Source organism: Halomonas sp. RT37 (genome assembly GCF_040070525.1).
Classification (GTDB): domain Bacteria; phylum Pseudomonadota; class Gammaproteobacteria; order Pseudomonadales; family Halomonadaceae; genus Halomonas; species Halomonas litopenaei.
Genome location: NZ_CP098827.1, coordinates 3,611,955 through 3,638,079, shown reverse-complemented (window position 1 = coordinate 3,638,079; position 26,125 = coordinate 3,611,955). Strand labels below are relative to the sequence as shown.

Below are 26,125 nucleotides of genomic sequence, written 5' to 3'. Positions count from 1 at the left end.
AGGGCTCGAAGGCAAGTGCTCGGAGCGCGCGCTGGACGCCACGATGGCGACAGAAGACAGCGGAAGACGACAATAACAGGTTCGTTAACCACCTGACGTCCGTTGGCGAAGGTTCACCAAAGGACGTCGACAACAGAGGCTGCCCCCATGCCGATACCCCGACTCAACTGCGACGTTGGCGAGAGCTTTGGTGCCTGGAAGATGGGCCGTGACGCCGACGTGATGCCCTATATCGACTGCGCCAACATCGCCTGCGGCTTCCATGCCGGCGACCCTGACGTGATGCGACGCACCGTAGGCTACGCAGTGGCCAATGACGTGCTGGTCGGCGCCCACCCCGGCTATCCCGACCTGGTGGGCTTTGGTCGGCGCAGCCTGGCGGTGTCCCCGAGCGAAGCCGAGAACCTGCTGCTCTACCAGATCGGTGCCCTCGACGGCGTCTGTCGTGCCGAGGGCACCAGGGTCGGCTACGTCAAGCCCCACGGCGCGCTCTACAACGACATGGCCACCAACATGGAATTGCTGCGCGCCACCATGCGCGCGGTTAAGGCCTATGACGAAAGCCTGCCGCTGTTGGTGATGTCCACCGCCGACACCGCCGGTGTGAGGGCGCTTGCCGAGGAGGAGGGCGTCAGCCTGTGGTTCGAGGTGTTCGCCGACCGTGCCTATGACGGCGAAGGTCGGCTGGTATCCCGGCGTGAGCCAGACGCGGTGCATCACGATGAGGACACCATCGTCGGCCAGGCGGTGACCCTGGCCCGGGGCGAGGCGCTGACCGCCCGCGACGGCACCAAACTGGTCCTTCCCGCCGATACCCTGTGCGTGCACGGCGACAACGAGAGTTCAGTGGCGGCGGTGCGTGCCATCCGCGAGGCCTTCGACCAGCTGGAGGGGGCATGACGCCGAGCCCACGTCTGGAGACGGTGGCCTTCGACAGCCTGATCGTGCGGCTGTTCGACGCCATCGACGAGTCGCATATGCCCTGGGTGCTGGCGGCGGTGGACGCCATCCGCGAGCGGCTGGGCGAGGATGCCCTGGAGGTGGTGCCGTCCTACACCACGGTACTGGTGCAGCTCGATATCCGCAGGCTGTCGCTTGGCGAGGCTCGAGCGCGCCTCGGCGAGGCCTTGGCGAACCTTTCGCCCCGGGCGACGGAGGACGGTAGCCTGCACGAGATCCCGGTGTGGTATGACGCAAGCGTCGGCCCTGAGCTTGAGCTGATCGCTCAGCGCGCAGGCATCACCGCCGACCAGGTCATCGAACGCCACTGCGCCCACGACTACAGCGTGTTCGCGCTGGGATTTGCCCCCGGCTACGGCTTCATGGGACTGGTCGAGGACGCCCTGGCCACGCCTCGACTCAAGACACCGCGCCAGAAGGTCGCCGCGGGCAGCGTCGGCATCGCCGATCGCCAGACCGCCGTCTATCCCGCGCCGTCGCCTGGCGGCTGGAACCTGATCGGACGCACCGCCACCCGGCTGTTCGATCGCGAGCGCGAGGGTTACACCCTGTTCAAGCCCGGCGATCGCGTGCGCTTTGTGGCCATCGACCGCGCCACCTTCGAGGCGCAGGGTGGCGACACCACTCCCCAACCCCCGGCCGAGGAGAGCGGCGCATGAGTCTCAAGGTGGAACGCGCAGGTCCCCTGGCGCTGGTGGTCGATGGTGGTCGTCAGGGTGTGCGCCATCTGGGCGTGACCCAGGGCGGTGCCATGGATTGGGTGGCGCTAGGCTGGGCCAACTGGCTGCTGGGTAACGCCCCGGACGCCCCCGGCATCGAGATCATGGTGGGCGGCCTTGCGCTGGTGGTCGAGGCCGACGTGAGCGTGGCGCTGGCCGGTGCCGACCTGGGCGCGACCCTGGACGGCGAACCCCTGGCCCTGGCGGAGCCGGTAACGCTCAAGCGTGGTCAGCGGCTGGTGTTCGAGCGGCCGAAAAGTGGCCTGCGCACCTATCTGGCACTGCCGGGCGGGATCGAGGCGAGCGCCATCATGGGCAGCGTCACGAGCACCGTGCGAGAAGGGCTCGGTGGCCTCGACGGTTTCGGCAAGCCGCTGGCCCAGGGCGACGTGCTGACGCCAAAGCAGGATCGGCCCTCGGGCGGCGATCGTCGCCTGCCACAGCGGGACGCCGACAAGGGGCAGCGGGATGCTGATCGAGAGCCGGGGGCTCTGGTCACGGCAAGCGACGGGCCACTGGCGCTGTCGCTGGTGCCCGGGGCCCAGATCGCGAGCTTCTCGGGCACCAGCCTGTATCGCGCCTTCAATGACGTCTGGACGCTGGATCAGCGCGCCGATCGCATGGGGATTCGCCTGACCGGGCCGCAGCTTGAGGGCAGCATGAGCGGCATGGTGTCGGAAGGCATTCCGCTGGGGGCGGTGCAGGTACCGCCGGACGGCCAGCCGATCATTCTGATGAACGACCGCCAGACCATCGGCGGCTACCCGCGCCTCGGCGCTCTGACCCCGCTGGCCTGCGCCCGTCTGGCCCAGTGCCTGCCCGGCACCGAGGTGCGCCTGGTGCCGGAGTCGCCGGAGCGTGCCCGCGATGACCATCTGAGGCAGCTTGCCCGTTGGGAGTAGGGGCGGTGGGCTGCCCACCAACAAGGCCTTGCTGCGGATTCCGGTGCAGCAGCAGGCGAGGATAGCGGTCGGGCCGAAACGCAAAGCGCCCCGTTCATGGACGGGGCGCTTTTCCTTCATTTGGGTCAGTGGCTAGAAACGATAGCTCAGGGTGGCGCTGACGCTGCGTTCGGCGCCGAAGTAGCAGAATTCGAGCGAGTTGCAGGAGGCCACGTAGTCCTCGTCCAGCAGGTTGCTGACGTTGAGGCGGCCGCTGACGTTGGTCAGTCCGACCTGGCTGAAGTCATAGCCCAGGGTGGCGTCGACCAGGGTGTAGTCCGGGACCGACTTGGTGTTGTCGCGGTCGGCCTGGATATCGGCGTGGTAGCGCACCCCGAGGCCGGTGTTGAGCCCGGCCAGCGGTCCCTTGAGGAAGTCGTAGTAGCCCCACACCGAGGCGATGTGCTTGGGCGAGTAGATGGCGTCGTTGCCTTCCTCGCTGGGGTCATCGCTTTCGGCGTAGGTGATGTCGGTGTAGGCGTAGCCGGCCTGGAGGCTCAGTGCCTCGGTGAGCTGAGTGCGCGCCTCGAGCTCGATTCCCTGGGATTCGATCTCGCCCACGGCACGATACGGATCGGTGGGCTGCTCCTTGGTGGCCACGTTTTCCTGGGTGATATGGAACAGGGCGATGGAGTACTGGTCCTGGGTACCCAACGGCTGGTACTTGAGCCCGGTTTCCACCTGCTCGCCCTCCATCGGCTCGAGCAGATCGCCGGAGGCATCGACGAAGCTGGTCGGGGTGAAGGCGGTCGAGTAGCTGGCGTAGGGCGAGACGCCGTTGTCGAAGGCGTAGAGCAGGCCTGCGCGGCCGCTGAACTGGGTTTCGTCGAGATCCGAGCTGTCGCCGCTATCGAGATTGGTGTTCTCGATGTCGACCCAGTCATAGCGGCCACCCAGGGTCAGGTGCCAGCGATCCCAGCTGATCTGGTCCTGCAGGTAGACGCCGGTCTGGTCGAGTTCGTGCTTCTCACGGGTGGTCACGACGATATCGCCGATGGGGCCAGCACCGTAGCTCGGGTTGAAGGCGTCGATGTTGGGGAAGGTGCCCCCGGACCAGACCACGTCGTTCTCGCGGGTCTGGTAATCGAACCCGGTCAGCACCCGGTGCTCGAAGCCGCCGGTGGAAAAGTTGGCTTCGAGCTGGTTGTCCACGGTCCAGGCCTCGAGGTCTTCGTCGGCGCCGGAGTAGTAGCGGTTGAGCTCGGTGTCGTTGGCCCAGCCGTAGGCGTAGACCTGATCCATCTCGACGTCGGATTCCAGATACTTGAGCTTCTGGCGAGCGGTGATGCCGTTGCCGAAACGGTGCTCCAGCTCATAGCCCAGCAGGGTCTGGTCGCGCTCGAAGTTGTCGTAGTCGTCCTCGCCCTCGAAGAAGGTGTTGTCGATATTCCCACCGGCATGGCTGGTCACCGTGCCGTCGTAGGGCAGACCGGCGTGATAGCCGCCTTCGGGCTCACGCGAGACGTAGGCGTTGAGGTTGAGGGTGGTGGCGTCGGTGATGTCCCAGGTCAGCGACGGCGCGATGGCGTAGCTCTCTTCCTCGACCTGATCGAACTGAGTATCCGAGGAGCGGGCGATGCCGGTCAGGCGGAAGGCGGCACGCTGGCCTTCGTCGACGCTGCCGGTGACATCGAAGGCGGCGCGCTGCTGCTCATTGTTGCCGAAGCCGACCTGCACCTCGCCGGTGGGGCTGTCGCTGAACTCAGGGCGCTTGCTGGTCAGCGCGACCAGGCCGCCAGGGGAGGCGCGACCATAGAGCACCGAGGCCGGTCCCTTTACCACCTCGATGCTTTCGAGCATCCAGGGGTCGACCTTCAGCGAGCTGAAGCTGTTGGTGTCGCCCATCAGCTTGAGGCCGTCGAGGAAGGTATTGCTCAGGCTGCCGTCGGAGAAGCCCCGCAGTACCAGATAGTCGTAGCGGTTGGACGACCCGAGCTGGTTGGTATAGACCCCGGGGGTGTAGTCCAGCGCCCGCTGCACCGTCTGGGCACCACGTCGCTCGATCTGCTCGGCGCTGACCGTCGAGGTGGCCTGGGGCGTCTCGAGGAAGGGCGTATCGGTCTTGGTGGCGGCCTGGCCGGTGACCGTCATGGTGCCCAGTTCGGTATCGGCGGAGGTGCCAGCATTGACGGCATTGTCACTGAGGGCGGTCTGGGCCAGTGCGGCGGAGGACACGCTGGCCGCCAGCAGCGCCGGGCCAGCCTTCAAGGCGAAAGGTTTCAGGGCGAAAGGCGTCAGCGCGAAGGGCAGGGTCGAGGTGATACGCATGTTGTCGCTTACCATTGGGAGCAGGGAAAGGCGCCGCGGGGTAGGCACCTGAACAAAGCGGTCATGTTTCGGTAATGCGAATTATTACATTTTGCGAGTAGGCCTGTTTATGCGCGGCGCCAAGAACCTTATGCGTGGTGACAGGACCTGCACCGATAATGAAACCTCAGTAGCCAAGTGCTATCGGCGTAGCGAGTGCTATCGGCGTAGCGAGTGCTAGCTGATGTAGTGGATCCAGTCATCGACGAAGCACCGCCCGACGGCTGGGTGCCGTTGCGGTGTACTGCGTCCAGTTGAGGTCTCTGGGGGAGAGCTGCCCAGGGGGGGCTGGGCGAAGGGCGAAGGTCCTGGAAGCGCCTAGCCAACGTCGCGTGGCGAGACCCCGAAGCGCCGCCGAAAGGCGGTGGAAAAGTTGGAGGCGTGGCTGTAGCCGCTCTCGAAAGCGGCCTGCTGCACGCTGGCGCCCTGGGCCAGCAGCTCGTGGGCCAGGGTCAGTCTGCGTTCTCGCAGGTAGTCGAAGACCGAAACGCCGAACAGGCGCTGGAACTTGGCGCGCAGGCCCGAGGCGCTCATGGACGCCATCGCCGCCAGCTGCTCGAGGCAGTAGGACTCGGCGGGAAAGTCGTGTAGCCGCTGGCGGATCCGTTCCAGCCGCTGGCGCTCCGGCAGGGGCAGGTCACCGCGCTGGCGCGGGCCGGGATGTCGCAGCCCATGGGCCAGTAGTTGCAGGCCGATGGCCTCCATCAAGAGCTGGCGCTGGCCGGGGGAAGGCTGCGGCATGACCGCCTGTTCGAGCATCGGCGCCAGGTAGCCCGGCAGCGGCCAGACGTGCAGATGAGGACGCGGGGCGTCGAGCAGTTCGGTGATGTCCGGGCGCTGGCTCAACGAGGCGATCGCGGCCTGGTCCAGCGACAGGTTCAGGGTGCGCAACCGCTGCCCCTCATCCTGATGCACGCGCAGGGAAACCTGATCGGCGAGCCGGGCGCTCAGTGCGCTGCCGGCGGTGAGCCGCTGCCGCCGTCCCCCGGTGTCGACCACGATGGCGCCTTCCATCACCACGCACACGAACAGCGGCGAGGCCATGGTGGAGCAGGAGTCGTAGGGCTTGAGCACCTCGACATCGGAAAAGGTCAGATGCCAGCCGCTGCGCACCTCTTCCTCGATGACGCGGCCTCTGAGAATTTCCAGGTGGTGGGCCACCGCCGGGAAGCGGGCGCCGTCGAAGCGGTAGTCGATGCCGTGGCGCTGGCCGAATCGCAGAAAGTCCCGCGCGCGGATGACCCGGGTATCACCAAGTCCCGCGGCGGCTCCGGCCAGCGGGCGCGAGCGAGGCTGAGCGCCACTCGACTCGCAGGCTTGCGCGTGGCTTGCAGCGCTCATCTTCAGCTTGCGACCAGGCGGCGGGCGTCGCCGCGGGAGGGGAAGGTCTGCACCACTGCCCCCGTGCTCTGGGGCATCGCTGTGGTCCTGGGCTGCCTGGTCTTATTGCTGACCTTGTTGCCGGTCGTGCTGCTGGTCTGTTTGCTGGTCGTGCTGCTCGCCCTGGCAACGGCGGCATCGTCCAGCGGGCAGTTGCCGCAGCAGCCGAAGTCCTCGAGTCGATAGCGCAGGCAGCACAGCCGCCGTGTGCGCTGGGTCTCTCCGTGTTCGTCGGGCAGGTAGCGCACCGGCATGAACAGGGGATTGCGCCGGCCATCCGGGTAGACCCGGTGGTCGATCAGGCGCAGCGCCTCGTCGCCGAGCCCAGGTGAGGCCATGGGGTGGTGCACTGCAGCCTTGGCAAAGTACTCGAAGTAGTTGCCGAAGTTGCTCCAGAACACCTTGGGGGAGGCCCCGGAGACGCAGCCCAGCATGTCGACCAGCGGTGCCACATGCCCCTGCAGCAGGCGTTCGAAGCGCTCGAAGGCGTCGAGCGACCCCAGCGGGGTGCCTTCGTGGGGCAGGGCGATGCCAGTCGTCTGGCCGCTGTCGCTGAGATACAGGCCCATCTGATCCAGCGCTACCGGCAGGTCGCGCTCCAGCAGCAGGTTGGAGGCCAGGGTATGGGCGACCATGGCGCTGAAATGCCACTTGGACCAGAGCGAGGCCACCGCCTTGAGGTCATCGCCCTGGTACTGGGCGGCGAAGCGCTCGAGCAATTCGTCCAGCACGCCAGGTTCGAGCAGACGCTCGGCAGGCATGGCGTCGTCGGGTAGCTCGGCCGCGACGGTGGGTACGGCAAGGTGTTCCAGGGGACCGCAATACAGACGAGGCAGCGCTGATGTCATGGGGTGTCCTGCAGGCCGGAGGCTTGAGGTCATAAGACCAACGGTGGACACCATAAATTAAATGCGAATTGTTATCAAGAATATTGCCGATAGCCGGCGTCGATCGACTGAACGCTGGCGGCCCGCCAGACCTGGCTGGGGCTGGGCCCCTGGTCGATATCCGAGCACATGTCGATCCGTGCAAGCGTGAGGGTATGGCAATGGACGACCAGCTCACCGCTCGCTCTCTCGCCCTTGGCCTTGGCCTCGCCCTCGCCCTCGCCCTCGCCCTCGCCGGACTGGCGCCAGCGCCAGATCTGGCGCCGGTATTGCGGTTCGTTGTCGCCGTCGTTGTCGCTGCTGCTGCTGCTGCTGCCGCCAAGGTGGCCGGGCATCTCCTCCGGTGCCAGGGCGCTGTCCTCCACCAGCGCCAGTTCGACGCAGGGCAGGGCCGAGTCCCTGGCCAGCCACTGGAGTGCGGCGACCTCGGCACACTGCTGGGCCGGGGTCAGGTGGGAGGCTCCGCGATAGCCGGGCAGGAAGCGCTGCCCCTGCGCCTCGGCTTGCAGCATGGGCAAAGCCTGGTCGGGCTCGATGCGCCCGTACTTGCGCACCGGTGACAGCAGGATGATGCTCGCGGCGAAGCGGCAACCGCCCAGGTGGCTGCTCTCCCACACGTCGAAGGGCAGGCGATGTTCCTCCACGGCGCGGGCCAGCGCCTTGTAGCTGCGATAGCCGTAGCGCGCGCAGCACTTGTCCTTCTTGCCGTGGGTGCAGCACAGCACCAGGTCGTGGTGCTGTGGTGTGGACGGCCAGCGCTCGAGATCCTCGCCCGCCGCCAGCGCCTCGACAAAGGCCAGCAGTGCGCTGCGCTCGAGCTGGAGACGCCGACGCTCCGGCATCAGGATCACCTCGTGGACCTCGGCAGGCTGATCACGACGATGGATCAGATTGACCCGGCGACCGCTGGCGGCCAGGGCGTCGAGTTGTGCTGCCAGATCGGGGGGCATGTCGCTGGCGTGGCGCAGGTTGCGCTGCCACCTTGCCCGGGGCCAGCTGATCAAGAGGTTGCGCTCGGCGTGGGCGCCGCTGCCGGGCAATGGGTCCCCCGCTTCGCGAGACAGGTCGGTACAGAAGACGTGGCTCATGGCCTCGGCCCTGACGTTGTCGAAGGATGCCTTGGCTGAGTGTGTGGGGCCGGCGACTCGTCGGTTGGTCTCTGCTGTTGCGCCTGCGATTCACGGCGCCCCAGCAAGGGCACGCACAGCGGCTTGCCGCTTTCCGGGTCGACCATGACGTGGGCGTCCAGGTCGAAGACGCGCTTCAGATTGTCGGCGGTGAACACCTCTCGCGGCGCGCCGCTGGTGAGGATGCGGCCGTCGCGCATCATCACCAGCTCGTCGGCGTAGGCGGCGGCCAGGTTGAGGTCGTGCAGCACCAAAAGCAGGGTGCGCCCCTGGTCGTGGGCCAGTCCCGAGAGCAACTCCAGCAGGTCCACCTGGACCTTGAGGTCAAGAAAGGTGGTGGGCTCATCGAGCAGGATCAGGTCGGTCTGCTGGGCCAGCACCATGGCGATCCAGCAGCGCTGGCGCTGTCCACCGGACAGGGTGTCGACGTGGCGTTCGGCGAACTCGGTGACCCGGGTGTAGGCCATCGCCTGCTTGACCACCTCGGCGTCGCGACGGGCATCGCGTTGCCACAGGCGCTGGTGGGGAAAGCGTCCCATTGCCACCAGCTGGCGCACGCTCAGCCCCTCCGGTGCCGTCGGCCCCTGGGGCAGCAGCCCCAGATGCTGGGCGACCTCGCGGGTGGAGCGACGGTGGATATCCTGACCGTCGAGCAGCACCTGACCGCCCTGGGGCTTCAAGGTGCGTGCCAGGGTCTTCAGCAGGGTCGACTTGCCGCTGCCGTTGGGACCGAGCAGCACCGTCAGCTTGCCTGGCGCCACCGCGATATCCACCCCGTCCAGTACCAGCCGTTCCTCGTAGCCGACCTTGAGAGAATGTCCCGCCAACTGGTGGCCGAGCGCGGACGCCGCGGTCGATCCGTCTGACGGCTCGTCAGACGATGCATCGGACCGGTGTCGGGGGGCCGCGCTGAACGAGGGTGTGGTCGGCAAAGAAGGCTGAGATGAGGTCATGCAAGGCCCGCCTGGGGTGTGTGGCAGCAGCACGGTATGACAAAAAATTCTCATTTTCAATCCGGCCAAGCCCGTATCGGCGCGGTTTGTCGGCATGGCGCGCGGCGTTTTAGCACAGTGTGTTGTTAGCTTATGCCGAACGAATGGTTCGCATTTCGTGGACATCATGAAAGCGATTAATTAGGATAATCGTTCTCATTTGTATGTGAGATGGCAATAAACGACGCAATGCGGCATCGAGGCTTCGGTAAGGTGCGGCCCTTCGGGAAGGTGGCGAATCGCATCGCCACCGCTCGCCGGTAGCGGCAGCACGGGGCAGGGACGACGTCCGAGAGCAACGTCCTGGCGTGAGGGATTCGCCAGACCTCGAGTCAGCGTTTGCGCGATCATTCGATTTAGCAAAAGGAACGATGCACGACATGAAACGTCATGCTCTCTGGCCCACCGTTTCACTGCTTGGCCTGGTGGCCGCACAGCAGGTCGCGGCGCAGACCTCCGTCGATACCTCTTCCTCGAACGGCGCCCGTGCCGACGAGGCCCCGACCATGGTGGTGACCGCCTCGCGGACCAACACCACCAAGGAAGATTCGCCGCAGACCGTGCGCATCATCAGCGAGGAGGAGATCGCCCAGCAGCTGGACGTGACCACCGACTCCTCCCAGATCCTGAGCAACCTGCTGCCGTCCTACTCGCCCAACCGCCAGAAGATGACCGGCAGCGGCGAGACCTTGAGGGGCCGCACACCGCTGTTTCTGATCGACGGCATTCCCCAGTCGAATCCGCTGCGTCCGACCGGTCGTGAGGCCCACACCATCGATTTCTCCCAGGTGGAGCAGATCGAGGTGATCCAGGGTGCCAACGCCACCAACGGCGTCGGCGCAGCCGGCGGGGTGATCAACATCATCACCAAGCGTCCGGAGCCGGGTTCCTTCAATCAGCACTTCGGCGTGCAGATGACCACCCCGACCAGCGAGCTGGACGAGGACACCCTGAGCTACAAGACCGACTACGGCTTCAGCGGCAACAAGGGCAACGTCGACTACCTGTTTGGTCTGAGCTACGAGGACCAGGGGCTGTACCTCGACGCCAAGGACGACCCGGTCGGTGTCGACAACACCCAGGGCGACCTGATGGACTCGCGCAGCTATGACCTGCTCGGCAAGATCGCCTACTGGATCGACGATGACCAGCGCATCCAGTTCACCCTCAATCACTACGACATCGAAGGTCACAACGACTACGTCAGCGTGACCGGCGATCGCGACGCCGGGATTCCGACCACCTCCGAGCGTGGCACCCCCGAGGGCGACGCCCCCTTCAACGAGGTCTGGACCACTGGGCTTAGCTACGAGAACTATGACCTGGCCGGCATGCACCTGAGTGCCCAGGCCTACTATCAGGACTACGAGGCGTTGTTCGGCGCCACCGACTCCAGCAGCTTCCAGGATCCGTCACTGGCGCCGGTAGGCACCTACTACGACCAGAGCTCGGCCAAGACCGAGAAGTTCGGCACCAAGGTCTCGCTGACCAAGGACGACCTGTGGAATGACCGGCTCAAGCTGACCGGTGGCTTCGATACGCTGTTCGACGAGACCGAGCAGTACCTGTATCAGAGCAACCGCACCTACGTGCCGCCCACCGATTACACCGACCTGTCGCCGTTCTTCCAGGCCGAACTGCAGCCGATCGACTCGTTGCTGCTGTCCGCCGGGGTGCGTTATGAGTACGCCGAGCTGGATATCGATGACTATCAGACGGTGTGGGCCAACAATGGCGTCGACGTCGAGGGCGGCAATCCTGACTTCGACGAGACGCTCTACAACGTCGGCGCGGTGTGGAAGCCGGTCGATCGCGTCAGCCTGTTCGCCAACTACTCCGAAGGCTTCTCGATCCCTGATGTCGGTCGTGCGCTGCGCGGCATCGATACCCCGGGACAGTCCGTCGACAGCATCGACAACCTGCGTCCCATCGTGACCGAGAACGTCGAGACCGGCGTGCGCTTCGAAGGGGATCGCCTGTCGGCAGAGCTGAGCTACTACGAGTCCACCTCCGACTTCGGCAGCCGCCTGACCGAAGAAGACGGCGTCTTCATCATGAACCGCCAGGAGACCCAGATCACCGGTATCGAGGCCTCGGTGGACTACGCCTTTACCGAGCGCCACTCCGGTCGCCTGGCCTACTCCCACATGACCGGGCTGTATGACAGCGACGACGATGGCGACCTCGATGCCGAACTGTCCGGCCTGGATGTCTCGCCGGATCGTCTGATCGGTAGCTGGTCCGCCAACTGGACCGACAAGGTGTCCACCTTCCTCCAGGCCAACTACTCGTTCGATGAGACCTATGACGAGGACGATCGCGAGTTCGACGGCTATCTGTTGGTGGACGCTGCGGTGGGCTACCAACTGCCTACCGGTAAGCTGAATGTGGGCGTGTCCAATCTGCTCGACGAGGACTACATCACCTACTACTCCCAGAGCGCGCTGGTCAACGACGACCGTTACTTCGCCGGTCGTGGTCGTACCCTGACGGTAGGGTATAGCGTCGACTTCTAAAGGCCGTTATTCGTAAGCATTGCTGCTGGAAAGCACCGCTGCTGTAGAGCGCCGCTGCTGGAAAGCGCTGCTATTTGGCTGACCCGGACCGCCGCCAGGACGGCGGCGGTCCACGCGGACGGACCGTGGTGCCGCTTCGATGACATCAGGCAACGCCTGAGGCTGTTTTCAGGCCATCTGCAGAATCAGTTTCCAGATCAACGACTTCATAACAACTACGCCATAACAACAACCCTTCGCCAAGTGACTAGCCAGGAAAGCGCGGTTTCCCCTGACGAAAGGCGTCGATGATTCGACGTCCGGGGAAGCAAAACAAGGAAGGAATCCTTGCGGAGGTTGCACATGCAATTCCCCCCATGTACTCGCACCCCTGGCGAGATCGCTCGGCATGCCTCACAGCATGCCCTGCTCAACGGCATCATCAAGGAAGTGGCTATCCCCCACGACCTGTTGAGCCACCACTGGCCCGCCAACAGGCGTGGCCTGCCAACGAGCCTCCAGGGCCTGCCATTGCAGGTCGCCTGGTCGTCTTCTTTAACCTTGTTCGTGCTGGTCGATCGCCACTCGGCGATGGGCTGCCATCAGGTTGTGTCGCCGCTGTATCTGCGCCGCAGCCTCGATCAGCCCTGGCGGGAGGCCGATACCGACGAGCTGGTATCGGCCCTGCTGGAAGATGGCCCCTGGCGCGAGGCCAGCCCCAACCCCGAGTTCGGCGACCAGGTGCTGCAGAGCCAGGCCGTGATGGCCTCCATCATCGAGGACGCTCGGCGACGCCCCCATGACCCGCTCAAGGACTACGCCGCCAGCGAACAGGGGCTGTGGTTCGGCCATCCCAATCACCCCACACCCAAGGCCAGGCAGTGGCCGCAAGGCTTGAACGGGCAGGGCAGGGACTGCTCCCCCGAGTTTGGTCAGCGTTCCCGCTTGCACCAGTTCTCGTTTCCGTCACAAGGGCTACGGATCGCCTGCAATGGCCTGGAGCCCGGTGAGGTGCTCAGCCAGGTCGCCGACCAGAGCGCGGAGCCCGAGGCCGGGCGGGTGGTGCTGGCCATGCACCCGGTCCAGGCCGAGCTGTTTCGCCAGGTGCCGGATGTCGCCGCGCGGATCAACGACGGCAGCATCCGCGACCTGGGCAGAAGCGGCCCGCTGGCGCTGCCCACCGCCTCGATGCGTACCTGGCATGCGCCTGAGCATCCCTGGTTCATCAAGGGCTCGCTCAACGTGCGCATTACCAACTGCGTGCGCAAGAACGCCTGGTACGAGCTCGAAAGCACCCTGGTCATCGATCGCATCATGAGTCGCTTGATCGACAGTGAAGACCCGGCGCTCGAGACCCTCGAGCTGGCTCGGGAGCCCGCCACCCTGCACTGGGCCCCGCAGGACGCTGACGACGACCAGCGCCGCTGGTTCCGCGAGCAGACCGGGGTCATCCTGCGCGAGAACTTCTGCCAGCGCTTCGGCGCCGAGCGTTGCCTGCTGGCGGCGACGGTATTCGCCCGTGACACCGAACTTGAGCCGATGGCGCCAACGCTGGTGGCGCGCGCGAGTTCGCCTGCGTCCGCTGCTGTGAGCGGCGCTCACGCCGACGATGTGCCCGAACACAGGATTGTCGACTGGTACAAGGCCTATCTTGGCGCCCTGGTCGAGCCGGTGCTGGCGCTGTATTTCCGTCATGGCATCGTGGTCGAGCCGCATCTGCAGAACTGTGTGCTGATCCATGACCAGGGCTGGCCCCGTCGCGTACTGCTGCGCGACTTCGAAGGAGTCAAGCTGACCGAGGATCAGGGCCTTGACTGGCTCGCCGGCGAGACGCTGGATGAGCGCGTGCGCGCGTCGATGACCTACAGCCGCGACAAGGGCTGGAAGCGCATCGCCTACTGCCTGCTGGTCAATCACCTGGCCGAGGCGATCCTGGCGTTGAGCTGGCGCCGCCCGGCCCTCGCCGAGCGTCTGTGGGCGGCCACCGGGGAGGAGCTTTCGCGGGTCAGGCAACGGCTCGGAGTCGCCACGCCCGAGCTCGATGTGCTGCTCGCCGGCGGCGACTTGCCGTGCAAGACCAACCTCAAGCTCAGGCTGATGGCCCGCGCCGATCGTCACGCCGACTATGTGTGGCTACCCAACCCCTGGCATCAGCTCGCAGGTGAGCGTCTGGAGGTGGCCCATGGCTAGCGTTGCTGCCTCGGGCCGTAAAGAGGCCCAGCGGTTGCCGCCAGCGGTGCGGGAGGCGATCCGTTGCCACCAGGCCGAAGCGCAAGATCCCATCGCCGCCTTCTTCTATGACCTGGAGGCGCTGGCCGCCCGGGCGCGTTCGATCAAGTCCGCGCTGCCCGACGGTGTAGAGCTTTTCTACGCCATCAAGGCCAATAGCGAGGCGCCGGTCCTCGGGACCTTGGCCCCCATCGTGGACGGCTTCGAGCTGTCCTCCGGTGGCGAGATCGGTCGCATGCGCGAGGCGACGAGCACGCTGCCCTGGGTGCTGTCGGGACCGGGCAAACTCGACACGGAGATGGCGTTGGCCATGGACGAGGGCATTGAGGCCTTTCACCTGGAGAGCCTTGGCGAGATCGCGCGCCTTGAGCGACTCGCCGCGGCCAGGGGGCGTCAACAGGCGGTGCTGATCCGCATCAATCCGACCCTGCCCGAGGCGCTGTCGAGTCGTCTGCGCATGGCCGGTATCGCCACCCCCTTCGGCATCGACGAAGCCAGTCTTGGCGAGGCGGTGGCGGCGGTGGACGCCGCTGCCCATCTCACCCTGGTCGGCTTTCATATCCACGCCATGTCCCACCAGACGAGCGTGGCGCGCCACCAGGCGTTGCTGGACGGCTACCTGGCGCGCTGGCCCGAATGGCGAGCGCTTGCCGCCTCGCCTGCCAGGGTCACCCAGCTCAATGTCGGGGGTGGCATCGGCGTCGACTACATGGCGCCGTTCGAACCCGAGCGGCAATTCGACTGGCAGGCGTTGTGCGCCCATCTGGACGCGCGACTCAAGGCGATGGCTCAGGCCCCGCGGGTGCGCTTCGAGATCGGCCGCTTCCTCAGTGCCTTCTGTGGCTACTACGCCATCGAGGTGCTGGACACCAAGCACAGCCATGGTCAGGGCTTCGTCGTCTGTCGTGGCGGTACCCACCAGTTCCGGCTGCCCGCGGCCCAGGGCCACGACCACCCGGTCATCCACCTGCCGAGCGGGGAGCGCGGCGAAGCGTCGTCCGGCGAGAAGCGACCCTGGACGGTGGTGGGGCAGCTGTGTACGCCCAAGGACGTGCTGGGGCGCGATCGACTGCTTGGCGACGTCGCCCCGGGAGACCTGCTGGTGCTGCCGCTGGCCGGGGCCTACGGCTACAACATCTCCCACGCCGACTTTCTGTGCCACCCAAGGCCGCCGCAGATCTTCATTGGCGCCGACAGGGCGTCACCCGATACCGCACGCTGAGGTTGTTCATGTCATCACCTTCCTACGTTGCCGAGCCCGCGACGGGGTCCGCTGACGCCGTCGCAGACGTCGCCGCACCTCGAGTTGCCTCCTTTGTTGCTCCCAGTGCTGTCCCCGCTGCCGTTCCCTTTGCCCGTTCCGACGACTGGCGTCATCGGTCGCGCATCGAGCGGCGGGTCATCGGCCAATTGCTGCAGACCCTGCTGTACGAAGACGTGCTCGAGTATCGCTGCGAGCACCTGGCCCCGACTGAGGGTGAAGGGCAGGGGCGTGAAACCACCTTCGTCGTCTCGCTTGGAGAGCGCGACTATCGGGTGCGAGGCTGGCTGTGCCACAGCTTCTCACTGATTCGCCTCGATCATCAGAGTCTGGCTGTTGCGTCGACACAGGCGTCGGCTCGGGCGTCGACAAAGGCGCCGGCTCTGGCCGGACACGATGGCCGGACCCAGTCGCCGTCGCTCTCGGAGTTTCTGGACGACCTGGCGTCCACACTGAGCGCCAGGGCCGAGGGAGACCTTCAAGGGCGGCTGCAGCCGGGGTTCATCAACGAGCTCAAGCAGACCCTGATCAAGGACCTGCAGTCTTCGACAGCAGCGCCCGTCGACGGCCAGAGCGCGCCTCACACGCTCGACGCCGACGCCCTGGAGCAGTACTTCACCGACGCCCACAGCTACCATCCCTGCTACAAGTCTCGGCTTGGTTTCACGCTTGGCGACAACCGTCGCTTCGGTCCCGAGTTCGGCCAGCCGCTGCGGGTGCTGTGGCTGGCGCTGCCGGCGCGGCTGGCGCATCAGGGGGCTGTTCCTGGTCTCGGCGCCCTGGCGACGTTTGCGGCCATGGCCGATGCCGAGCTGGGTGAAGAGGGATCGCCGGCCAGGCAGCGCCTGGTGAAATGGCTAGGCGAGCGAGGCCTTGCGCGCGAGCAGGCGGTGCTGCTGCCGGTGCACCCCTGGCAGTGGGAAAACGTGCTGGTCGGCGCGCTCTACCCGGAGCTTGCCAGTGGCGAGATCCTCCTGCTCGGCGAGGGCGAGACCCGCTATCGGCCGCAGCAGTCGATTCGTACCCTGGCGCCGCTGGATCACGATCGGCGCGCGTCCCCGACGCCCTATCTCAAGCTGGCGCTGGGGATCACCAACACCTCCAGCACTCGTATCCTGGCGCGCCATACCATCACCAACGGGCCTATCATCACCGCCTGGCTCAAGCAGCTTCTGGAGAGCGACGCCGGCGCCGGGGCGGCCAACGTTGTGATCCTCGGCGAGGTGGCCGGTGTTGCCCTGGACGAACGCGCCTTTGGCGGCCTGCGCCATGACGAGGTGTACGGCCAGGCCGGCGCGCTGTGGCGTGAGCACATCGACGGCTTTCTCGCCCCTGGCGAGCAGGCGGTTCCCTTCAACGGCTTGAGCCAGTGTCTGCGCGACCCGGACGGGGCGCCCGCAGAGCCCTTTATTGCCGACTGGATCGCCCGTCACGGGCGCGACGCCTGGACCCGCCAGCTGGTGAGGGTGGCGACACTGCCGATCATCCACCTGCTGTTCGCCGAAGGGGTGGGGCTTGAGTCCCACGGCCAGAATATCGTGGTGATCCACCGAGACGGCTGGCCAGTGCGAGTCGCGCTCAAGGACTTCCACGACGGGGTGCGCTTCTGTCCCTCGGCGCTGGCCCGTCCCGAGCTGGCCCCCAGCCTGGAGCCGTTACCGGCGGCCCACGCCGCGCGCAACCGAAATTCCTTTATCGTCACCGATGACCTGGCGGCGGTGCGCGACTACTCCTGCGACGCCTTCTTCTTTATCGCCCTGGCCGAGATGGCGATCTTCCTCGAGCGTCACTTCGGACTCACCGAGGGCTCCTTCTGGGCCATGGTCGCCGACGTCATCACCGCCTACCAGGACGCCCATCCAGAGCACGCCGAGCGCTATCGCCAGTTCGACGTCTTCGTCCCCGAGTGGGAAGTGGAAGCACTGACCCGCCGGCGGCTGTTCGGCGACGAGATGCCTCAGATCAAGCGGGTGCCCAATCCCCTGGCCTTGCATGCACCGGTGCAGCGCCCTGCGTCTGTGACCACGGGGAAGGCTGCAGCGATACAGGAGCGTACCCCATGCTGAGAACCAATCGCCTGAAACGTGCGCTAATCGAGCAGCGCGAGATCTACGGAGTGCTGGCGTCGTTGCCCACGGCGGCGTCGATCGAGCTGATCGCCGAAGCCGGCTTCGACTTCGTGGTGATCGACACCGAGCACGTGCTGATCAACCCGGAAACCGTCGAGCACATGATCCGCACCGCCGAGAGCTACGGACTGACGCCGTTGGTGCGGGTCGCCGACGACAACCCCAAGACCCTGCTGCGCCTGCTCGACGGCGGCGCCCAGGGCATCGTGTTGCCGAGCGTCGAAGACCCCGAGCGACTGGCCGCCGCGGTGGGTGCCTGCAAGTACGCGCCCCAGGGCACGCGCAGCCTCAACGCCGGGCGCCCCGGCGCCTTCGGCAAGCACTCCCTGGCCGAATACGTTCAAAAGGCCAACGACGAGATCTTGGTTGTTGCCATGATCGAGAGCCGGGCCGGCGTCGAGCGCATCGACGAGCTGTGCGCCGTCGATGGTCTCGACCTGGTGCTGGAAGGTGCCGCCGATCTGTCCCAGTCCCTGGGCGTGAGCTGGCAGACCGCCCACCCCGAGGTGCTAAAAGCGCTTTGCCGAGTGCAGCAGCGGGCGGCGGACCACGGCCTTCCCTACGCCGCCTTCCTGCGCCATGCGGACGCCAAGGCCGAGTGGCGCGAGCGCGGTGTGCGTACCTTCCTGCTCGGCGACGAGCGGGGCATCGCCTTTCGCGCCCTGACGAGCGCCTTGAAGGAGGCACGCGCATGAGGTGGCTGCCGCTTGCTTCCGGTGCCCCTGGGTCCCGAACCCCTGTTGCCCGAACCCCGAACCCTGCTGTCGCGCCTTCGTCGGTGCCCCCGATTGTTGCAGTTGCAAGGAGAGCCCAATATGGCCTCGTTTGATTCCGTTTCTTCACCCGTTCCTTCACCCCAGGCGAGGCGCCTGGCCAGCGAGCAGATCCTTCAATCGCTGGTCGATGGCCTGCTGGTCGAGGGGATCCTCGAGATCGACTCGCTGGCCGGTGATGACGGCGATGCCCGTTCGTTTGCCGCTGAGCTGTTTGGTGATGACACTCTGGTGGCCCACCCCGGGGCGCGATTGTGGCGCCAAGAGCGGGCCCAGGGCGCTAGCCAAAAGACCAGCCTGGTGATGCTGCTGGAGCCCGGCATCGCCCAGGACTGGCAGAAGGTGCCTGGCACGCCGGTGCTGGCGCTCGATGGGGGAGCGCCGGCACCCCTGGACCCCGTGGCAGTGATGCGTCGGGTGTTCGGCGGCGATGAACAGGCCCTGACGCCTGGCCAGCGCGTCTTTCTCGACGCCCTGGAGGACAGCCTGTGGCAAGCCACGGCCTCCATGGCGCACGGCGTGGATACCCGCCATCTCGCCTCCCTGGGTACCCTTGAGCACTTCACCATTCTGGAGCAGTGGGCGTCGCTGCTCGACCGGCCCTACCATCCCACCGCCAAGGCCAAACAGGGTTTAAGCGCTGCTGAGTACCGTGCCTATATGGCCGAGTTTGCCAACCCCGTCGAGCTTTACTGGGTGGCGGTAGCGCGTCACCGGCTGACCCATGGCGCAGGGGTGGGGGGTCTTGAAGCCGGCGCGGCTTCGGGCGCCGATAGAGCGACAGCCGGCGCGAGGTCGGGCGGCGATAGAGCGAGCGTCCATTTGGAACAACCCGCAGACTGGCTGCTCGCGGCCGAGGAGCGTCAGGCACTGGACGATGAGATGCGTGCCAAGGGCATCGCCGACAGCCACCTGGCACTGCCGGTGCACCCCTGGCAGCACGATCATGCCCTGCCGAAGTGGCTTGCCGAGGACTTCGCCGCTGGTCACTGCATCACCCTGGAGGCTCGCGCCGGGCGCTGGTGGCCGACCTCATCGCTGCGCTCGCTGCTGCCGGCTGCGCCCTCGTCAGACGGCGCAGCGTATAGCCTCAAGCTGCCCATGGCCATCCACTCGCTGGGGGCCTCGCGCTACCTGCCGGCGGTGAAGATGATCAATGGCGACTTGAGCGCCCGATTGCTGGCTGAAGCCAAGCAGCGCGACCCGCTGCTGGCAAGCGCCCTGCACCTGTGCGACGAGGGCAAGTGGTGGGCCTACCTGCCCGAGGACGCCAGTCTGTTCGATGAGGCCCCGCGCCATCTGAGCGCCATGGTGCGCAGCTATCCTCAGGCGCTGCTCGAGCAGGCCGGCACCCAGCTGGTACCCATGGCGACCCTGGGCACGCCACTTCCGATGGTCGGGGCGTCCGGTCCAGCTCGCACCAGCGCCCATCACGTCTTCGATGACTGGATGGCGCTACGTGGCATGGAAGCCGGAGCCGCGAACGCACGAACGCTATTTGGTGAGCTGTGTGCGCGCTTTTTCGAGATCAACCTGCGCATGCTGAGGCTCGGTATGCTGGCGGAGGTGCACGGCCAGAACGCCGTGCTGGTGGTGCGCCAGGGTAGGGTCGAGGGCCTGTTGCTGCGTGACCATGACTCGCTGCGTATCAACGTCGGCCAGCTCGAGCGCCACGGCATGCAGGATCCCTGCTACCGGATCAAGCCGGGTCACGCCAACACCCTCTACCACGACAGTCAGGAGGCGTTGTTGTTCTGGCTGCAGACCCTGGCGATCCAGGTCAACCTGCGTGCGATCATCGACACTCTGGCGGGACACTATGGCCTTTGCCAGCGCGCCCTATGGCGGGATCTGACGGTTCAGCTCGAGGCCCAGCTCGACGCCGTGCCCTTCGATGCCGCCGAGCGCAATGTCTTGAAGTCCGCGCTGTTCGAGCGCGAGCGCTGGCCCTACAAGCGCCTGATCGCCCCGATCATCGAGCGTGCGGGCGGCCCCGGCAGCATGCCTTTTGGCGTCAGCGAGACCGTCAATCCGCTGAGGGCCTGCCAGGGGGAGCTGACGCATCAGAACGCCGAGGCAACTGCTGGTGTTGAACAGGGTGTCGGTACCGCTGGCGAAGCCGACCGCCTAGGGACACTGCAGCAAGCCTGATCTCATCGTCAGGAAAATACGCGGCGGCATCGGTGAACACCGATGCCGCCGTTTTTTCGTGCGCAAGAGACGGGATATTCAGCGAAGCCATTCGGGATGCTCAGCGAGCATCGCCTCGCGCCGACGAGTTTCGTCCTGCTGCTTGGCCAGGGCTTTTTCGGCCAGCTCGTCGGCCCGGTGCGGGGGCACCACGAACAGACCGTCGTCGTCACCGAGCACCAGATCGCCGGGCGCGATGGAGACCCCGTCGATGGATACCGGAGTGTTGATCTCACCCTCCAGCGACAGCGAGCGAGTAGTCAGCGGACTGGTACCTGCAGCAAACATCGGCAGGGTCAGCCGAGACAGTGTTTCTCGGTCGGTGACAGCGCCATTGGTGACGACGCCGGCCAGTCCCTTGGTCAGCGCCGCGTAGGCGCGAAATTCGCCCCAGCAGGCGCGACGATGATCACCGGACACGTCGATCACCAGCACGTCACCGGGGCGTGCGAGCGTCAGCGCCTCGCGGATGATGGCGCCGTCGACATGGGGAATTCTGACCGTCAGGGCGGTGCCGACCAGGCGTACCGGGCGGTGCAGCGGCTCCAGCGAGGCGATGGCGCCAAAGTCACTGAAGTGGCCCAGGGTCGAGGTGGCAAGCCCGGCGAAGCGATCGATCTGCGCCTGGCTGAAGCTGTCCCGGCGCGGGGCAATGTGGAACATTGGACCTCCTGTCGGATGTGTTGCTGAGGGAGTGCTGACCAGATCACGACGAGCAGCCGACGCCATCACTGCCGGGTGCGATAGAGCAGATAGACGAAGAAGGGCGCACCCACCGCGGAGACGAAGACCCCGGCGGGCAGGTCCTTTGGCAGAAAGGCCACTCGGCCGATCAAGTCGGCGTAGAGCACGATCAGCGCGCCACACAGCGCCGCCACCGGCACCAGCCGTGCAAGACTGCGCCCGACCAGGCGGGCCGCCAGATGGGGCGCCACCAGTCCGACGAAGCTGAGGCCCCCGGCAAACGCCACCGCCGCGCCGGCCAGCGCCACGCTGAGGGCCAGCAGGATCAGCCGGCTTCTCAGTACATCGACACCGAGCCCGACGGCCACGGCGTCGCCTAGAGCCAGGGCGTCCATATGCCGAGCCAGGCTCAGGCACAGCGGAATCGCCACCAGCAGCCAGGGCAGCAGCGACAGCACATGGCGCCACTGGGCCGCATACAGGCTGCCGGTGAGCCATACGTAGGCGTGCAGCGCCGAGGCGTCGTCGCTGATCACGATCAGCAGGGTCGTCGCCGCCCCCATGGCGGCGGATAGCCCGATACCCACCAGCACCACCCGGCTGGGGTTGAGCCCCTTTCGCCAGGCCAGCGCCACCACCAGCACGGTGGCCAGTACAGCGCCGCCCAGCGCCGCCAGCGGCAGCAGGTGGATGCTCAGCTGACTGGCAAAGCCGGCCAGAAACACCACCGCCGCCAGCGCCGCGCCACTGGTGATACCGATCACATCCGGCGAGGCCAGGGGATTTCTGACGATGCCCTGGAGCACCGCGCCGGCCACCGCCAGCGCCGCGCCCACCAGCACCGCCAGCAGAATGCGCGGCAGCCTCAACTCCCAGACGATGAAGCCGATGTCGCTGGCCTGGGGCGCGGCCAGGGCTTTAAGCACCTCGATGGGTGGGGTGGGGAAGCTGCCCAGCGACAGCGACAGGCCTGCGCTTGCCACCAGCGCAAGCGCCAGCAGCGCTACCAGGCGGCGATAGCGCCGGTTGGCCCGATCTTGTGTATGGCCTTGCGTATGGCCTTGTGCATGACCCGGTGTCTGGTCCTGTGTGGCGGATTCGGCGTTGGCGCCAGACAAGCTGTTCATGCGGATACCTGCTTCTTGCGGGCCAGATAGATAAAGAAGGGCGTGCCGATCAGCGCGGTCATGACGCCGACCGGGATCTCCTGGGGCGCCATCAGAAAGCGCGAGGCGATATCGGCGACCAGCAGCAGCGTGGCCCCGAGCAGCGCACAGGCCGGCAGCAGCCAGCGATGGTCGATGCCGACCAGGCCGCGGGCCATGTGTGGCACGATCAAGCCGACGAAGCCGATCATCCCGGCAAGCGCCACCGAGCTGCCGGCCAGCAGGATCACGCACAGACCCAGGGCAAGCTTAAGGGTGCCGGCGCGCATGCCAAGGCCGGTGACCATGTCATCACCCAGCAGCAGGGCGTTGGCCTGACGGGCGAGGGCCGCGGTGATCGCAAGGGCCAAGGCAAACAGCGGCAACAGCGGCACCACCAGTTCTAGCTCGCGCCCGGAGACCGAGCCCGCCAGCCAGTACAGCACGCTCTCGAAGCTCTGCTGGTCGATGATCAACAGGCCCTGACTGAAGGACACGAACATCGCCGTCACCGCCACCCCGGCAAGCACGACCCGAAGCGGTGACAGCTCGCCGCGCCGGCCACGGCTGAGCGCCACCACGGCGAGTGCGGCGACCAGCGCGCCGAGCAAGGCCGCCCACACGTACTGACCGGGGGTGTGCAGCGGCAGCAGCGATACCGCCACCACCACAAAGAACATGGCGCCGGCGTTGATGCCGAGGATGCTTGGCGAGGCCAGCGGGTTGCGCGTCATGGTCTGCATCAGCGCACCGGCCACCGCTAGGCTTGCACCGGTCAGGGTGGCGATCACCGCTCGGGGCAGGCGTTCGCTGAGGATGATGATATGGCTGACCCTGCCGCCGTCGTAGTCGGTGATGGACTCAAGGGCGGTCAGCGGCGCGATCTCGGTGGTGCCGAGGACCACGCTGGCGCCGAACGCCGCCAGCAGCAGCAGGGTACCGAAGATAAGTCCGGCGGCCCGGGTGGAGGTGCGTTCCAGCATCAGGCAGCACCCTCGTCTGTTGTTGGCGACGGCTCTTTAATAGCTGAAGGCTCTTTCACAGATGAAGGCTCCCCACCCAGCGCGTCACCCAGCGCGCAGGAAGGGGAGAGCGCCTGAGGCGCCAGGCCGTAGTGGCGATAGAGGTCATCGAGCATGGCGTTTGCGGCGAGGATACCGCCGCCCATGATCCAGTTGACCGTGTCCACCTCGTACACTCGGTCGGCGCGGGTCGCGGTCAGCCGCTGCCATAGCGGGTGGGCGGTCCAGTGGCGGTAGGTGTCATGGATCGCCGGGTCGTCTTCCAGCAGCACGAAGATGACGTCGGCGTCCAGCGCGGGGATGTTCTCCTCGCTGGTCAACTTCATGCCCCAGCCTTGGTCTGCGGCGGCGTCAGGCTGGCGGAAGCCCAGCTCCTCCAGGATGCTGCCGGCGAAGCCGGAGGAATACAGACGCACGTGGTCGCTCTTGAAGCGCACCACCGCGGCCTTCTGCGGCCAGGCGTCACCCAGTGTCGTGGCGATTTTCGCACGCAGATCCGCTACCCGGTCGTCCCAGCAGGCCAGCAGTTGTTCGGCCCTGTCCTCGCGCCCGGTCGCCGCCGCCACCAGCGTGAGCGAGGCCTTGAAGTCAGACACCGTGGACGAGAACACCGTCGGCGCGATCTGCTCGAGCAGCGGGCGCACCCGTTCGTGTCGAAAGCGGGTGGCGACGATCACTTCGGGATCGAGCCAGGCCACTTTTTCCAGGTTGGGCTGGGTCTCCAGGCCCACGTGCTCGACGCCATCGAGCGCCTCGCGCAGGTAGCGATAGGTGGGCTTCTCCATCCAGGCATCGACTACCCCGATGGGCGTTACCCCCAGCGCCACGGCGCTGTCCGTGGCCCCCTGATACAGCGTGACCAGGCGTGGTGTCGAAGCCGAGGAGACTACCGGCGCAGCGGCCGCCGAGTCAGACCTTGCATCAGCGCTTACACCAGAGCTTACACCAGCCCTTTCATCACCCCTGATGTTGGCCTCGGCAGCGCCTGCAAACAACAGCATCCCGGCGAGCAGGGCGAGTGCCACAAAGGCCAGCACGCCGGCGAACAGCCCGAGCACCAGCAGCAGACTGCGCAGCACTGAGGGTGCCTGCCGAGGCTGGGGCCGGGAGCGGTGCGGCGGCTTGGGTGGCATGTGCGATGAAAATGGTGAGCGCGAGCCTGGTGAGGGTTGCGACGGCGGTCGCAGCGATGGCGTGAACGTCATGGGGATGATCCTTCACCTGTATTGGCGTGTCTGGCGCCCGACGAGTGGCCGATTTCTCGCCCCAGCGCCCAGGCCAGCGGCAGGCACAGCAGGGCAATGGCGGCCAGGGCGATAAAGGTCTCGTGCAGGGCCTGGGCGCTGGCCTCGGCAGCACTCACGCCAGCGGCGGTGACGCCACTTACGCGGGTGTCGTAGTAAAGCGATAGCGCCACCAGACCCAGCGAGGCGATCAAGCGCCTCGCCATATTGTTCATGGCCGAGGCCTGGGCCATGTCCCGGTCGGGCAGGGCGCGCATGCCCACGGTGGTGGAGGGCAGATAGCCGCAAGCCAGGCCAATGCCACGCGTCCCCATCCACAGCCCCACTACCCAGGCTGGCATCGCCGACGACATCAGCGCGAGCCCCGCAAGACCGGCAGCGGTCAGCACAAGGCCGGCGAGCAGGCACCACTGGGGCGGGTGGCGGTCGATCATCCGCCCGGCGATGGGCGAGGACAGCGACGCCATCAGGGCCGTGGCCAGAAACACCAGCCCGGTGGTCAGCGGACTCGCCCCGAGCACCTGGTGCATCCACAGCGGCACCAGCAGCACGCAGCCGAACAGGATGATGGACTGCAGGCAGGCCAGGACGACGCTCAGGCGAAAGGCGCGGTGTCCAAACAGGGACAGCGACAGTAAAGGCGCCGGGGCGCCCTGGGCTGCTGTTGGGTCGGCATTCCGTTCCTGCATACGCCCTGCCTTGAACTCCATACCCCGTTCGACCACCACGAACCCTGCCAGGGCGGCAAGTCCGAGCCCCAGGGGGACGAGCGCCGAGGGTGTGAGCAGTTCGGCCAGACTGTCGATTCGGCTTAGCGAAAACAGCACCGCGCCCATACCGAGGGTAATCAGCAAAAAGCCCGGCAGGTCGAAGCGCCTGGCGCGATTGGGTGCCTCCCGATGGAGGCAGCGCCAGCCGACTACCAGCCCCAGCAGCGCAAAGGGCAGATTCATGACGAACAGCGCCCGCCAGTGGCTGACCTCCAGCAGCAGGCCGCCGACGCTTGGGCCGATGGCCGGCGCAATCATCACCGCAAACCCCCAGATGCCGCTGACGCGGCCACGCTGCTCGGGCGGGTAGGCGGCGAAGATCAGCGCCAGCGACAGCGGCATCATCAGCCCCGCCGCCATGCCCTGGACGCCCCGGGCGATGATGATGCTGTCTAGACTGTCGGCCACGGCGCCGAGACCAGAGCCGGCGATAAAACCGACCAGCCCCAGCAGATAGATCACCCGCCGGCCGAAGCGATCGGCCAGATAGCCGGTCAGCGGCATGGTCATGGCCATGCTGATCATGAACAGGGTGATGACCCAGTTCACTTGGCTGGCGCTGGCATCGAAGGTCGCCATCAGCTCCGCCACCGCCAGATTCAGCGCACTGTTATTGAGGCTGACGGTAAAGGTGCCCAACAACACGCTGACCAGCACCCAGGCTCCCCCGGCGCGGGTCTTCGACGAGGCATCGGAAGACGGCTCAGCACCCCGCGACGCAGGGGCCTTGGCGAGTGTGTTGGTGGGCCGGGCCTGGAACATGAACCGTCTCACAGTCCTGGAAAGCGGAAATGCGGAGGGCCAAGAGCATGCCATGACGCAAAAGCAAATGCAATTCATTATCAAATGAGAGGAGAGAGGAATACTACC

General features: G+C 66.3%; 19 protein-coding genes. 9 read left to right on the top strand and 10 right to left on the bottom strand.

Features of this window, described 5'->3' with window-relative positions; translation table 11 throughout:
• Positions 1 to 147: 147 nt before the first annotated feature.
• Genes NFG58_RS15790 through NFG58_RS15780 form a run of 3 tightly spaced genes read left to right on the top strand, consistent with a single transcriptional unit; the run spans position 148 to position 2,581 of the window.
• Positions 148 to 900, top strand: a complete 753-nt coding sequence (locus NFG58_RS15790) for a 5-oxoprolinase subunit PxpA (protein WP_222570144.1) — start codon at positions 148 to 150, stop codon at positions 898 to 900.
• The gene (gene pxpB / locus NFG58_RS15785; RefSeq protein WP_108132500.1) at positions 897 to 1,619 is read left to right on the top strand and encodes a 5-oxoprolinase subunit PxpB; all 723 of its coding nucleotides are present in this window, start codon (positions 897 to 899) and stop codon (positions 1,617 to 1,619) included. Before NFG58_RS15790 ends, pxpB begins: the two co-directional genes overlap by 4 nt.
• Positions 1,616 to 2,581, top strand: a complete 966-nt coding sequence (locus NFG58_RS15780; protein ID WP_348826957.1) for a biotin-dependent carboxyltransferase family protein — start codon at positions 1,616 to 1,618, stop codon at positions 2,579 to 2,581. The genes pxpB and NFG58_RS15780 overlap by 4 nt, the downstream gene beginning before the upstream one ends.
• Before the next feature lie 132 nt (positions 2,582 to 2,713).
• Here NFG58_RS15780 and NFG58_RS15775 read toward each other — a convergent pair whose 3' ends face one another.
• The 5 genes from NFG58_RS15775 to NFG58_RS15755 all read right to left on the bottom strand — a co-directional run bounded on the left by NFG58_RS15775 (position 2,714) and on the right by NFG58_RS15755 (position 9,274).
• Positions 2,714 to 4,711 (bottom strand): TonB-dependent siderophore receptor, encoded by a 1,998-nt coding sequence (locus NFG58_RS15775; RefSeq protein ID WP_348828143.1) that lies wholly within the window; start codon positions 4,709 to 4,711, stop codon positions 2,714 to 2,716.
• Positions 4,712 to 5,245: 534 nt separating this feature from the next.
• Entirely contained in the window at positions 5,246 to 6,268 is a 1,023-nt protein-coding gene (locus NFG58_RS15770) for an AraC family transcriptional regulator (protein WP_222515929.1), read from the bottom strand.
• 2 nt (positions 6,269 to 6,270) lie between these two features.
• The gene (fhuF, locus tag NFG58_RS15765; RefSeq protein ID WP_348826956.1) at positions 6,271 to 7,155 is read right to left on the bottom strand and encodes a siderophore-iron reductase FhuF; all 885 of its coding nucleotides are present in this window, start codon (positions 7,153 to 7,155) and stop codon (positions 6,271 to 6,273) included.
• Between the two features lie 74 nt (positions 7,156 to 7,229).
• Positions 7,230 to 8,282, bottom strand: coding sequence for a sucrase ferredoxin (locus NFG58_RS15760; RefSeq protein ID WP_348826955.1), 1,053 nt, complete (start codon positions 8,280 to 8,282; stop codon positions 7,230 to 7,232).
• Positions 8,279 to 9,274 (bottom strand): ABC transporter ATP-binding protein, encoded by a 996-nt coding sequence (locus NFG58_RS15755; protein ID WP_348826954.1) that lies wholly within the window; start codon positions 9,272 to 9,274, stop codon positions 8,279 to 8,281. The genes NFG58_RS15760 and NFG58_RS15755 overlap by 4 nt, the downstream gene beginning before the upstream one ends.
• Before the next feature lie 419 nt (positions 9,275 to 9,693).
• On the opposite strand from NFG58_RS15755, the gene NFG58_RS15750 reads away from it, so the two are divergent.
• From NFG58_RS15750 to NFG58_RS15725, 6 genes are all read left to right on the top strand, one after another.
• On the top strand, positions 9,694 to 11,829 hold the full coding sequence (locus NFG58_RS15750) for a TonB-dependent receptor (RefSeq protein ID WP_348826953.1): 2,136 nt from the start codon (positions 9,694 to 9,696) through the stop codon (positions 11,827 to 11,829).
• A 342-nt stretch (positions 11,830 to 12,171) separates the two neighbouring features.
• Positions 12,172 to 13,998, top strand: coding sequence for an IucA/IucC family protein (locus NFG58_RS15745; RefSeq protein ID WP_348826952.1), 1,827 nt, complete (start codon positions 12,172 to 12,174; stop codon positions 13,996 to 13,998).
• Positions 13,991 to 15,259: a type III PLP-dependent enzyme gene (locus NFG58_RS15740; RefSeq protein ID WP_348826951.1), complete on the top strand. Its 1,269-nt coding sequence runs from the start codon at positions 13,991 to 13,993 to the stop codon at positions 15,257 to 15,259. Before NFG58_RS15745 ends, NFG58_RS15740 begins: the two co-directional genes overlap by 8 nt.
• Positions 15,260 to 15,267: 8 nt before the next feature.
• A complete protein-coding gene (locus NFG58_RS15735) occupies positions 15,268 to 17,364 on the top strand; it encodes an IucA/IucC family protein (RefSeq protein ID WP_348826950.1) in 2,097 nt (698 codons plus the stop codon).
• Positions 17,358 to 18,122, top strand: coding sequence for an aldolase/citrate lyase family protein (locus tag NFG58_RS15730; protein WP_306168585.1), 765 nt, complete (start codon positions 17,358 to 17,360; stop codon positions 18,120 to 18,122). Before NFG58_RS15735 ends, NFG58_RS15730 begins: the two co-directional genes overlap by 7 nt.
• A 120-nt stretch (positions 18,123 to 18,242) precedes the next feature.
• Positions 18,243 to 20,351 (top strand): IucA/IucC family protein, encoded by a 2,109-nt coding sequence (locus tag NFG58_RS15725; protein ID WP_348826949.1) that lies wholly within the window; start codon positions 18,243 to 18,245, stop codon positions 20,349 to 20,351.
• Between the two features lie 78 nt (positions 20,352 to 20,429).
• Here the strand turns inward: NFG58_RS15725 and NFG58_RS15720 are convergent, their stop codons facing one another.
• The 5 genes from NFG58_RS15720 to NFG58_RS15700 all read right to left on the bottom strand — a co-directional run bounded on the left by NFG58_RS15720 (position 20,430) and on the right by NFG58_RS15700 (position 26,017).
• Positions 20,430 to 21,053, bottom strand: coding sequence for an RraA family protein (locus NFG58_RS15720; protein WP_348826948.1), 624 nt, complete (start codon positions 21,051 to 21,053; stop codon positions 20,430 to 20,432).
• Between the two features lie 65 nt (positions 21,054 to 21,118).
• Entirely contained in the window at positions 21,119 to 22,201 is a 1,083-nt protein-coding gene (locus NFG58_RS15715; protein ID WP_348826947.1) for an iron ABC transporter permease, read from the bottom strand.
• Complete coding sequence (locus NFG58_RS15710) at positions 22,198 to 23,202, bottom strand: iron ABC transporter permease (protein ID WP_348826946.1); 1,005 nt, start codon at positions 23,200 to 23,202, stop codon at positions 22,198 to 22,200. Before NFG58_RS15710 ends, NFG58_RS15715 begins: the two co-directional genes overlap by 4 nt.
• Positions 23,202 to 24,320 carry an iron-siderophore ABC transporter substrate-binding protein gene (locus NFG58_RS15705; RefSeq protein ID WP_348826945.1) on the bottom strand — a complete coding sequence of 373 codons (1,119 nt, stop codon included), beginning with the start codon at positions 24,318 to 24,320 and terminating at the stop codon, positions 23,202 to 23,204. Before NFG58_RS15705 ends, NFG58_RS15710 begins: the two co-directional genes overlap by 1 nt.
• A gap of 122 nt (positions 24,321 to 24,442) precedes the next feature.
• Complete coding sequence (locus NFG58_RS15700; protein WP_348826944.1) at positions 24,443 to 26,017, bottom strand: MFS transporter; 1,575 nt, start codon at positions 26,015 to 26,017, stop codon at positions 24,443 to 24,445.
• Between the last annotated feature and the right edge of the window lie 108 nt (positions 26,018 to 26,125).